Consider the following 10,191-nt stretch of genomic DNA (forward strand, 5'->3'; position numbering starts at 1 on the left):
ATGTATCGTATCGGTGAACTTGCAAAGCTTGCTAACGTGACGCCGGATACCATCCGTTACTATGAAAAACAGCAGATGATTGATCACGAGGTGCGAACCGAAGGTGGGTTCCGGCTCTATACCGACAACGATCTGCAACGGCTGCGGTTTATTCGTTATGCACGCCAACTGGGATTCACGCTGGATTCGATCCGTGAGTTATTGTCGATCCGTATCGATCCGGCACATCACACCTGCCAGGAATCGAAAAGCATTGTTCAGGCCAGGCTGGATGAAGTTGAAGCGCGTATTCAGGAACTGCAAACCATGCAGCGCTCTCTGCAAAGGTTGAATGATGCGTGCTGTGGTACGGCTCACAGCAGTGTCTATTGTTCTATTCTGGAGGCCCTTGAACAAGGGGCAAGTGGGGAAACCAGGGGTTATTGATTTTTTATCAGTCCGGGTCTAGACTCCCCTCGACATTAATCATGCTCAGGAGAAATTATGAGTCACTATCAACATACGAAGGGACAAATTAAAGATAATGCAATTGAGGCTTTGCTTCACGACCCGCTTTTTCGACAGCGAGTTGAAAAGAACAAAAAAGGGAAGGGAAGTTATCTGCGTAAAAACAAACATGCAAAACGGGGTAACTGGGAGGCCAGTGGCAAGCAAGCGAATCGCTTATTTACCACTGGCCTTCCTGCTTTTAGCTGTTAAACGCGGTTATTCTGCTCTTTTAACAGATCGCGAATTTCAGTCAGTAATACTTCTTCTTTCGTAGGCGCGGGCGCCGCAGCAGGCTCTTCTTTTTTACGGTTGAGCTTGTTGATAAGCTTGATGGCCATAAAAATGGCAAACGCGACGATCACGAAATCAAATACGTTCTGAATAAACACGCCATAGTGCATCACCACTGCCGGGATATCCCCCTGGGCTTCCCGAAGCGTGAAGGCGAATTGTTTGAAATCAATGCCTCCAATTAATAGCCCTAAAGGTGGCATGATGATATCAGCCACTAAAGATGAAACGATCTTGCCGAACGCTGCACCAATAATGACACCCACTGCCAAATCCACCACATTTCCGCGCATCGCAAATTCGCGAAATTCTTTAACAAAACTCATTATGTTCTCCTTGTGCCAGCTGACGACTATAAGTTTAACAAATGATTAGCTAATTGCCATTGGGGATAAATAAACGTTATGAAAATAAAAGGCACAGGAATCAGAAGGATAATACTCAGGTGCTCTATCGCGAGCACCTGAATCATTACAGGAAGAATGGACTTGGCTGGAATAAACGTTCGACGTCGGTAATAAATTTTTTATCGGTCAGGAACATAATAACGTGATCGCCTTGTTCAATACGCAAATTATCATTGGCAATCATGACATCATTCCCGCGTACTACGGCGCCGATAATTGTGCCGGGTGGCAGCTTAATTTCATCGATGGCGCGTCCCACCACGCGCGATGTGGTTTCATCACCGTGAGCGACAGCTTCAATGGCTTCAGCGACGCCGCGACGCAGTGAGGACACACCAACAATGTCTGCTTTACGAACGTGGCTCAACAGTGCGGAAATCGTTGCCTGCTGCGGTGAAATCGCAATATCAATTACGCTCCCCTGCACCAGGTCAACATAGGCACGACGCTGAATAAGTACCATGACCTTTTTTGCTCCCATGCGCTTGGCGAGCATGGCGGACATAATATTTGCTTCATCGTCGTTGGTGACGGCAATAAACAGATCAACTTGATCGATATGCTCTTCTGCCAGTAATTCCTGATCTGATGCATCGCCATAAAACACGATCGTGTTTTGTAGTTTTTCAGCAAGTTCAGAGGCGCGCTGTTGATCGCGCTCGATCAACTTCACGCTATAGTCTTTTTCCAGACGGCGAGCAAGACCTGCGCCGATATTACCCCCGCCGACCAGCATGATGCGTTTATAGGGCTTTTCGAGGCGCTGAAGTTCACTCATAACGGCACGAATATGTTGAGAGGCAGCAATGAAGAAAACTTCATCTCCTGCTTCGACAATGGTCGAGCCCTGAGGTCGAATCGGTCTGTCGTGACGGAAAATGGCTGCGACGCGGGTATCGATATGCGGCATATGTTCGCGCATCGTAGACAGCGCGTTTCCGATCAACGGACCGCCATAATAGGCCTTAACGACGGCCAGACTCACTTTCCCTTCTGCAAAGTTCACGACCTGCAGTGCACCGGGATATTCGATCAGGCGATAAATATTATCGATAACCAGCTGTTCTGGTGCGATAAGGTGGTCGATTGGTACCGCTTCTGAGTTAAAGAGTTTTTCCGCATCGCGGACATAATCCGGGGAGCGGATACGGGCAATTCGGTTAGGCGTGTTGAAGAGCGAATAGGCCACCTGACAAGCGACCATATTGGTCTCATCCGAGCTGGTCACGGCCACTAACATATCGGCATCGTCAGCACCGGCTTCACGGAGGACACGTGGATGCGAACCGTGCCCCTGCACAACGCGAAGGTCAAATTTATCCTGCAGAACGCGCAGTCGATCGCCGTTGGTATCGACGATCGTAATGTCGTTGTTTTCACCTACAAGGTTTTCCGCCAGCGTCCCGCCGACCTGTCCTGCGCCCAGAATGATAATCTTCATATCTCGTGACCTGTTCTCAACATCACTCTTTGATTAGCTTAGCGTAAAAGAAGCCATCACCCTCTTCAGCGCCGGGCAGGTTCTGCTGGCCCGGGTGCTCCGGTGTCCCCGTATCGCGCAGCGTAGCGCCAGGAGTGCGTTTAAGGAAGGCTGAAATTTGCTGGCTATTCTCTTCCGGAAGAATGGAACAGGTGGCATAGACCAGCGTTCCGCCAGGCTTCAGGTGTGGCCAGATAGCGTCAAGGATCTCGGATTGCAGCTGCGCAAGTTCCTTAATATCACGGTCGCGACGCAGCCACTTAATGTCCGGGTGACGACGAATAACGCCGGTTGCCGAGCAGGGAGCGTCCAGCAAAATGCGGTCGAATTGAGTCTCGCCGCACCATTCTGCGGGCTTACGTCCGTCGCCTTGCTTGACCTGCGCCTTCATACCTAAACGCTTAAGGTTGTCGTAGACACGCGAAAGTCGCTGCTCATCAACATCCACAGCCATTACGCTGGCCTGCGGTGCGACTTCCAGAATATGCGTTGTTTTGCCCCCAGGCGCGGCACACAGGTCGAGGATCTGTTCGCCATTTTTGGGTTCGAGCCATGTCATACAGCCCTGAGCAGAGGCATCCTGAACGGTTACCCAGCCTTCATCGAATCCGGGTAAGGCATGCACCGGCACAGGGGAGGCTAAACGCACGGCATCAGGATAAGCATCATGCGCGAATCCACTCATTCCGGCTTCTTCCAGCAAGGCCAGCCATGCATCGCGGGTATGATGATTACGGTTAACGCGTAACCACATCGGCGGACGTTGATTATTTGCGTCAGCAATATCCTGCCACCGCTGCGGATACGCTTTTTTGAGGCGATTCATAAGCCAGTCAGGATGAAGGAAACGGGTTTCGCTTTTTGCAAATTCTGCCAGAAGTTCTTCCTGTTGACGCTGGAACTGACGCAGTACGCCGTTGATCAGCCCTTTGAGCTGGGGACGTTTAATCGCGACGGCACCTTCTACCGTCTCAGCCAACGCAGCATGAGGTGGGATGCGGGTATGAAGAAGCTGATAGAAGCCAACCATAATCAAATAATGGACGGTACGCTGCTTACCGGTCATTGGGCGCGACATCAGCTTATTAATCAGCCATTCAAGCTGAGAAAGGGTGCGCAGGACGCCAAAACAGAGCTCCTGAAGCAGAGCTTTGTCTTTGTCGGACACTTTTTGCTGCAGTGGAGGCAGGACATTACTCAGTGATTGACCCTGCTCGACAACCTGCTCAACGGCCTGTGCCGCCAGACTGCGTAGATTTTGTTTTTTCATAACCGTAAAAATAAAAATGCCCGGAAACACCGGGCCTTAAGAATAAATTTGCTCAGGCAAGGCGAGAGCCAGGGATAAACCATTCGCGACGGGAATTTAACAGATCCTGAGCACTCATTGCCTTTTTACCCGCGGGTTGCAGTGATTCCAGATTCAGGATCCCTTCCGAGGTTGCCACCTGGATACCATTTTTGCTGGCTTCGATAATTGTACCCGGCTCAGCAGACGTATTGCCTTCAATGACGGACGCTTTCCAGACTTTAACGGGTTGCTCATCGATCACCATCCAGCTCATTGGCCATGGATTAAAGGCGCGAATGCAACGCTCAAGCTGTGCGGCGGAGAGGGACCAGTCGACCCGCGCCTCTTCTTTGCTGAGTTTTTCGGCGTAGGTCACCAGGGTCTCATCCTGAACTTCAGGGGTAGCCGTATTATCAGCAAGCTGCTGCAAGGTTTTGATGAGTCCTTGTGGACCCAGATCCGCCAGTTTGTCATACAGCGTGGCACTGGTGTCGTCGGCGGTAATTGGACAGGCCAGTTTATACAGCATGTCGCCGGTGTCTAAACCTACATCCATCTTCATGATGGTGACGCCAGTTTCAGCATCACCCGCCCACAACGAGCGCTGGATCGGTGCCGCGCCACGCCAGCGTGGAAGCAACGAACCATGTACGTTGACACACCCCAAACGAGGCATATCAAGCACGGCTTTTGGCAGAATTAAGCCGTAAGCCACCACCACCATGACATCAGCATTGAGATCGGCAACAAGTTCCTGATTTTCCTGAGGTCGTAAGGATGCGGGCTGGTAAACGGGTAACCCATATTCTTCTGCCAGCACTTTCACCGGGCTGGGCATGAGCTTTTTACCACGGCCTGCCGGGCGATCCGGTTGGGTAAACACGCCAACAACCTGGTGGCCAGAAGATAACAGCGCGTCAAGATGACGCGCTGCAAAATCAGGGGTACCCGCGAAGATAATACGTAGTGTTTTAGACACGATGATCCTTGTATCCGGGGGGATGTTATGCGCGGGAGCGCAAACGATCCAGTTTCTCTACTTTCTGACGAATACGCTGCTGCTTCAATGGTGAGAGGTAATCGATAAACAGTTTACCGACCAGGTGATCCATCTCATGCTGAATACAAATCGCCAGCAGATCGTCTGCTTCCAGTTCGAACGGGTTGCCTTCACGATCCAGGGCGCGAATTTTCACTTTTTCGGCACGTGGAACTAAAGCACGCTGTTCAGGAATGGACAGACAACCTTCCTCAATACCTGTTTCACCGCTCTTTTCCAACAGCTCAGGGTTGATCAGCACCAGACGGCCATCGCGATTCTCAGAAACGTCGATCACGATAATACGCTTGTGAATGTCCACCTGAGTTGCCGCAAGGCCAATGCCTTCTTCGGCGTACATGGTATCGAACATATCATCAACGATACGCTGAATTTCTGCATTCACTTCTTTGACCGGTTCAGCGACGATGCGAAGGCGCTCGTCCGGAATATGTAACACTTGCAAAACTGCCATAAATTTCCAGAGTCGTGTTCAGGAGTTGATAAGAATACTATCTCTATTCTAGACAAATCCCCCATCGATTGACAGCATCCGTGACCAATCGCAATGATTGCAGAGGCTGCTTATGGCAGGGAATAGGATGACGTCCACGGAGATATGGTTACGGCTAATCCACACAGGTTCTCTGTGTGGTGATCAGATGCTCGCAGCGGCAGCGCGACTACTTATGCAGACAAGGATTGATGATGCCGTTGTCAGAGATGCCGGGCTGTCAACAAAACAGGCTCAACAGTTCTTTGCGCTTGATGAAAATGAACTGCAACGAAATCTGGCGTGGCTTGAACAGCCGGAGAACCATCTGCTGACGGCGGATGATCCTCGTTATCCCCCTTTACTTCGCACGATCCCTGACTACCCCGGCGCATTGTTTATTAAAGGCAATCCTGAAGCCCTTATTACCGTTCAACTGGCGGTTGTGGGTAGCCGCGCGCCATCCTGGTACGGTGAGCGATGGGGGAAAATCCTGTGCGAACAACTTTCACAACGTGGTTTCACGATCACCAGTGGGCTGGCCTGCGGTATTGACGGCGTCGCTCATCACGCCGCGCTGTCTGTAAAAGGGCGAAGTGTCGCGGTGCTTGGAAACGGGCTGTTTAGCATTTATCCCCGTCGGCATCAGGCTCTGGCTGCACGGCTTATCGAATCAGAGGGGGCTATTGTGTCGGAGTTCCCGCTGTCAGCGCCGCCCTGGCCGGCAAATTTTCCACGTCGTAACCGAATCATCAGCGGTCTGAGTCTGGGCGTGCTGGTGGTGGAGGCCGCTTTAAGAAGCGGCTCACTCGTCACGGCACGGTATGCGCTAGAACAGGGGCGAGAAGTCTTTGCCTTACCTGGCCCGATAGGTAACCCGGGGTGTGAGGGTCCCCACTGGCTCATCAAGCAGGGGGCAACGCCTGTGACGAGCGTCGAGGACATCCTTGAAAATTTGCAATATGGCTTGCACTGGTTAACAGATGAACCCGAAAAGCGACATTTTTCATCAGATCAGGAGAAGGTGGCATTGCCATTTCCCAGCCTCCTGGCTAACGTAGGAGATGAGGTAACACCTGTTGACGTTGTCGCTGAACGTGCCGGCCAACCTGTGCCAGTAACGGTAGCACAGCTACTCGAACTGGAGTTAGCAGGGTGGATCGCAGCTGTACCCGGCGGCTATGTCCGATTAAGGAGGGCAAGCCATGTTCGACGTACTGATGTATTTGTTTGAGACTTACATCCATAACGAAGCAGAAATGCGAGTGGATCAGGACAAATTGACACAGGATCTTACCGATGCGGGGTTTGAACGGGAAGATATTTATAATGCGTTGATGTGGCTGGAAAAACTGGCTGATTATCAGGAAGGCCTTGCCGAACCGATGCAGCTTGCTTCTGACCCATTGTCTGTGCGCATTTATACCGCTGAAGAGTGTGAAAGGCTGGACGCCAGCTGCCGGGGATTCATCTTATTCCTTGAGCAGATTCAGGTGCTAAACCTCGAAACAAGAGAAATGGTGATAGAGCGCGTTATGGCGCTGGATACGGCAGAGTTCGAACTGGATGACCTCAAGTGGGTGATCCTGATGGTTCTGTTTAATATTCCAGGCTGTGAAAATGCCTATCAGCAAATGGAAGAATTACTCTTTGAAGTGAATGAAGGTATGCTGCACTAATTCAATGTGCAGCACCAAGAGTTGTTATGGCCAAATCAGCACTGTTCACGGTGCATAAAAACGAGCCCTGCCCACAGTGCGGGGCTGAACTTATCATTCGGTCCGGGAAACACGGTCCGTTTCTCGGTTGTTCACACTATCCGGAATGTGATTATGTTCGTCCCCTGAAAAGCCAGGCGGACGGACATATCGTTAAAATTCTGGAGGGTCAGCTTTGCCCGAAGTGTGGAGGCGAACTGGCGTTACGGCAGGGCCGTTTTGGCATGTTCATTGGTTGCAGTCGCTATCCTGAATGTGAACATACGGAACAAATTGATAAGCCAGATGAAACGGCAATCGCCTGCCCCCAGTGCCAGCGCGGACAACTGGTACAGCGTCGTTCTCGTTTTGGTAAAACCTTCCATTCCTGCGATCGTTATCCTGAATGCCAGTTCGTTATCAATTTCAAACCGGTAGCGGGTAACTGCCCTCATTGCGATTATCCGTTACTTATAGAGAAGAAAACGGCGCAAGGTATGAAACGCTTTTGCGCCAGTAAACAATGTGGAAAGCCGGTTTCGGCGGATGAAATCAGTGAATAATAACCTGCCAACAGGATCCATTGCGCACGCAGTGGAGGTCCTGAAAAATGAAGAAGTCATCGCCTATCCAACAGAAGCTGTCTTTGGGGTCGGTTGCGATCCTGACAGCGAGACAGCTGTGAATCGCTTACTTACGCTAAAACAGAGACCTGTCGAAAAAGGATTGATTTTGATCGCTGCTAATTATGAGCAGCTTAAACCCTATATTGATGATTCCATGCTCACGCCAGCACAACGGGATACCATCTTTTCGGCGTGGCCAGGGCCGGTGACCTTTGTTTTCCCGGCGCAGCCAACTACGCCACGCTGGTTAACAGGGCGTTTCGATTCCCTCGCTGTCCGTGTCACCGATCATCCGCTGGTGGTAGAGCTATGTCTGGCGTTTGGTAAACCGCTGGTCTCAACCAGTGCCAACCTTACCGGGCAGCCTCCTTGCCGGAGCACCGAAGAGGTGCTGGCGCAGTTCGGGAATGACTTCCCGGTAGCCGTCGGTGAAACCGGAGGTCGTCTTAATCCGTCGGAAATCCGCGACGCCTTGACCGGCGAACGTTTTCGCCAGGGGTAATATGATGGAAACCTATGCCGTTTTTGGTAATCCGATCGCACACAGCAAGTCGCCGCTGATCCATCAGCAGTTTGCTGAACAACTGCAGATTGATCATCCCTATGGCCGGGTGCTGGCACCTGTTGATGCCTTTGTTACCACCCTGAATGCTTTTTTTGACGCGGGTGGTAAAGGTGCCAATGTGACGGTGCCTTTTAAAGAAGAAGCCTTTGAACGTGCGGATGAATTAACTGAGCGCGCATCTCTTGCGGGTGCCGTGAATACGCTTAAACGGCTGGAGGATGGACGCCTTCTGGGTGACAACACTGACGGAATCGGCTTACTTAGCGATCTGGAAAGACTCTCATTTATCAAACCCGGGTTCCGGGTTCTGTTGATTGGTGCTGGTGGGGCATCGCGAGGCGTACTGTTACCGCTCCTTTCACTGGATTGTGCAGTGACCATTACCAATCGCACCTTTTCCCGGGCAGAAGCGTTGGCGGCGTTGTTTGCACATACTGGCAGCGTGGGTGCGGTGGATCTTGATGATCTTATCCACCATGAATTTGATCTTATCATTAATGCCACCTCCAGCGGCATTGGCGGGGAAGTACCGGCGATCCCGTCCTCTTTGGTAAACAGCCACCTCTATTGCTACGACATGTTTTATCAGAAAGGGAAAACTCCCTTCCTCAGCTGGTGTGAACAACACGGCGCGAAACAGCTGGCTGATGGCCTGGGCATGCTGGTGGGGCAGGCTGCGCATGCAGTTTTGCTCTGGCACGGTGTATTACCTGATGTCGAACCTGTCATTGAAAAGCTGAAACAGGAACTTACGACGTGAACCAGGCGATTCACTTTCCCGACAGAGAACAGTGGGATGAGAGTAAGCAAGCGGTCTGTTTCCCGGTGCTCGTGCATGGGATGCAACTGACATGTGCCGTTAGCGGTGAAACGCTCAAGCGCCGCTTTGGTGGCTCAAATCCATTAGAGGTGTTTTGCGAAAATCGCTGGGATCTTGAAGAAGAAGCCAGCGATTTGATCCGCGATCAGCAGGAAGACGATCAGGGCTGGGTCTGGCTGCCCTGATCCAGATACTCATCTTTCCATTTCACGTAATTATTCGCTGAATATTTCAGACCTTCTCTTTCCGCTTCTGTTAAGGGGCGGATCTGCTTTACCGGGCTGCCTAAATAGAGATAACCGCTTTCGAGCCGTTTATGTTGAGGGACAAGACTCCCGGCACCAATCATCACATCATCTTCTACGATGACACCATCCAGCAGGATCGATCCCATGCCAACCAGCACCCGGTTTCCGATAGTGCAGCCGTGAAGCATGACTTTATGGCCGACGGTAACATCTTCTCCTATAACAAGTGGATTGCCGTCCGGGTTATATGAGGATTTGTGGGTGACATGCAGCACGCTGCCATCCTGAATATTAGTGCGTGCGCCAATTGCCACATAGTTAACGTCTCCCCTGATCGCAACGAGCGGCCAGATGCTGACATCATCGGCCATTCGGACATCGCCAATGACCACACTGCTGGCATCGATCATCACGCGATCGCCTTTTTGTGGAAACAGATCTTTATACGGACGTAGTACTGCAGACATATCTACCTCGACAAATGAGCGCTATACAGAAGACTTTGATCATATTTTTGGAACGAGGCAAGGCAAAATACGTCAATATTTAAGCAGATCGGGCGGGATTTCAGCGAAAAGCGCGGAAAATCATCAGTCAGAAAAAAAGATCTAAAAAATACTTGTGCTAAAAAATGGGATCCCTATAATGCGCCTCCATCGACACGGCGGATGTGAATCACTTCACAAACAGCCCGGTCGGTTGAAGAGAAAAAATCCTGAAATTCAGGGTTGACTCTGAAAGAGGA

The 10,191-nt window shown here is 51.0% G+C and carries 14 protein-coding genes; 8 read left to right on the forward strand and 6 right to left on the reverse strand.

Annotation, left to right across the window (positions count from 1 at the left end):
• Both zntR and ACOTX3_RS19180 read left to right on the forward strand, forming a co-directional pair.
• Positions 1–426 (forward strand): Zn(2+)-responsive transcriptional regulator, encoded by a 426-nt coding sequence (zntR, locus tag ACOTX3_RS19175; RefSeq protein WP_040023993.1) that lies wholly within the window; start codon positions 1–3, stop codon positions 424–426.
• Between the two features lie 57 nt (positions 427–483).
• On the forward strand, positions 484–699 hold the full coding sequence (locus ACOTX3_RS19180; RefSeq protein WP_013099018.1) for an alternative ribosome-rescue factor A: 216 nt from the start codon (positions 484–486) through the stop codon (positions 697–699).
• Here the strand turns inward: ACOTX3_RS19180 and mscL are convergent.
• The 5 genes from mscL to def form a co-directional block, all read right to left on the reverse strand.
• Complete coding sequence (gene mscL / locus ACOTX3_RS19185; protein WP_013099017.1) at positions 696–1,106, reverse strand: large-conductance mechanosensitive channel protein MscL; 411 nt, start codon at positions 1,104–1,106, stop codon at positions 696–698. The genes ACOTX3_RS19180 and mscL overlap by 4 nt on opposite strands.
• A gap of 145 nt (positions 1,107–1,251) precedes the next feature.
• Positions 1,252–2,628, reverse strand: coding sequence for a Trk system potassium transporter TrkA (gene trkA / locus ACOTX3_RS19190; RefSeq protein ID WP_013099016.1), 1,377 nt, complete (start codon positions 2,626–2,628; stop codon positions 1,252–1,254).
• 22 nt (positions 2,629–2,650) lie between these two features.
• On the reverse strand, positions 2,651–3,937 hold the full coding sequence (rsmB, locus tag ACOTX3_RS19195) for a 16S rRNA (cytosine(967)-C(5))-methyltransferase RsmB (RefSeq protein WP_058679464.1): 1,287 nt from the start codon (positions 3,935–3,937) through the stop codon (positions 2,651–2,653).
• Between the two features lie 52 nt (positions 3,938–3,989).
• Complete coding sequence (gene fmt, locus ACOTX3_RS19200; RefSeq protein WP_058679461.1) at positions 3,990–4,937, reverse strand: methionyl-tRNA formyltransferase; 948 nt, start codon at positions 4,935–4,937, stop codon at positions 3,990–3,992.
• A gap of 25 nt (positions 4,938–4,962) precedes the next feature.
• Positions 4,963–5,472 (reverse strand): peptide deformylase, encoded by a 510-nt coding sequence (gene def, locus ACOTX3_RS19205; RefSeq protein WP_013099013.1) that lies wholly within the window; start codon positions 5,470–5,472, stop codon positions 4,963–4,965.
• A gap of 127 nt (positions 5,473–5,599) precedes the next feature.
• Between def and dprA the strand changes: the two genes are divergently transcribed.
• From dprA to ACOTX3_RS19235, 6 genes are read left to right on the forward strand one after another with little or no spacing between them, the layout of a single operon-like run.
• The gene (gene dprA / locus ACOTX3_RS19210) at positions 5,600–6,724 is read left to right on the forward strand and encodes a DNA-protecting protein DprA (RefSeq protein WP_058679460.1); all 1,125 of its coding nucleotides are present in this window, start codon (positions 5,600–5,602) and stop codon (positions 6,722–6,724) included.
• Positions 6,696–7,169 carry a DUF494 family protein Smg gene (gene smg, locus ACOTX3_RS19215; RefSeq protein ID WP_013099011.1) on the forward strand — a complete coding sequence of 158 codons (474 nt, stop codon included), beginning with the start codon at positions 6,696–6,698 and terminating at the stop codon, positions 7,167–7,169. The genes dprA and smg overlap by 29 nt, the downstream gene beginning before the upstream one ends.
• Positions 7,170–7,195: 26 nt before the next feature.
• Positions 7,196–7,750 (forward strand): type I DNA topoisomerase, encoded by a 555-nt coding sequence (locus ACOTX3_RS19220; RefSeq protein WP_058679459.1) that lies wholly within the window; start codon positions 7,196–7,198, stop codon positions 7,748–7,750.
• Complete coding sequence (tsaC, locus tag ACOTX3_RS19225) at positions 7,743–8,315, forward strand: L-threonylcarbamoyladenylate synthase type 1 TsaC (RefSeq protein ID WP_038420961.1); 573 nt, start codon at positions 7,743–7,745, stop codon at positions 8,313–8,315. The genes ACOTX3_RS19220 and tsaC overlap by 8 nt, the downstream gene beginning before the upstream one ends.
• A gap of 4 nt (positions 8,316–8,319) precedes the next feature.
• Positions 8,320–9,138, forward strand: coding sequence for a shikimate dehydrogenase (gene aroE / locus ACOTX3_RS19230; RefSeq protein WP_058679463.1), 819 nt, complete (start codon positions 8,320–8,322; stop codon positions 9,136–9,138).
• Entirely contained in the window at positions 9,135–9,383 is a 249-nt protein-coding gene (locus ACOTX3_RS19235) for a DUF1488 domain-containing protein (RefSeq protein ID WP_020684886.1), read from the forward strand. The genes aroE and ACOTX3_RS19235 overlap by 4 nt, the downstream gene beginning before the upstream one ends.
• Here the strand turns inward: ACOTX3_RS19235 and ACOTX3_RS19240 are convergent.
• Positions 9,359–9,913 carry a gamma carbonic anhydrase family protein gene (locus tag ACOTX3_RS19240; RefSeq protein WP_038986042.1) on the reverse strand — a complete coding sequence of 185 codons (555 nt, stop codon included), beginning with the start codon at positions 9,911–9,913 and terminating at the stop codon, positions 9,359–9,361. The genes ACOTX3_RS19235 and ACOTX3_RS19240 overlap by 25 nt on opposite strands.
• Positions 9,914–10,191 lie beyond the last annotated feature (278 nt).

This window comes from Enterobacter cloacae complex sp. IR5384 (genome assembly GCF_049237265.1).
Classification (GTDB): domain Bacteria; phylum Pseudomonadota; class Gammaproteobacteria; order Enterobacterales; family Enterobacteriaceae; genus Enterobacter; species Enterobacter cloacae.

Bases quoted from the DNA above. Each gene is read 5' to 3' on its own strand.
- smg (WP_013099011.1), top strand. From the start codon at position 6,696: ATGTTCGACGTACTGATGTATTTGTTTGAGACTTACATCCATAACGAA.
- rsmB (WP_058679464.1), bottom strand. From the start codon at position 3,937: ATGAAAAAACAAAATCTACGCAGTCTGGCGGCACAGGCCGTTGAGCAG.
- zntR (WP_040023993.1), top strand. From the start codon at position 1: ATGTATCGTATCGGTGAACTTGCAAAGCTTGCTAACGTGACGCCGGAT.
- ACOTX3_RS19240 (WP_038986042.1), bottom strand. From the start codon at position 9,913: ATGTCTGCAGTACTACGTCCGTATAAAGATCTGTTTCCACAAAAAGGC.
- ACOTX3_RS19180 (WP_013099018.1), top strand. From the start codon at position 484: ATGAGTCACTATCAACATACGAAGGGACAAATTAAAGATAATGCAATT.
- def (WP_013099013.1), bottom strand. From the start codon at position 5,472: ATGGCAGTTTTGCAAGTGTTACATATTCCGGACGAGCGCCTTCGCATC.
- aroE (WP_058679463.1), top strand. From the start codon at position 8,320: ATGGAAACCTATGCCGTTTTTGGTAATCCGATCGCACACAGCAAGTCG.
- mscL (WP_013099017.1), bottom strand. From the start codon at position 1,106: ATGAGTTTTGTTAAAGAATTTCGCGAATTTGCGATGCGCGGAAATGTG.
- ACOTX3_RS19220 (WP_058679459.1), top strand. From the start codon at position 7,196: ATGGCCAAATCAGCACTGTTCACGGTGCATAAAAACGAGCCCTGCCCA.
- trkA (WP_013099016.1), bottom strand. From the start codon at position 2,628: ATGAAGATTATCATTCTGGGCGCAGGACAGGTCGGCGGGACGCTGGCG.
- dprA (WP_058679460.1), top strand. From the start codon at position 5,600: ATGACGTCCACGGAGATATGGTTACGGCTAATCCACACAGGTTCTCTG.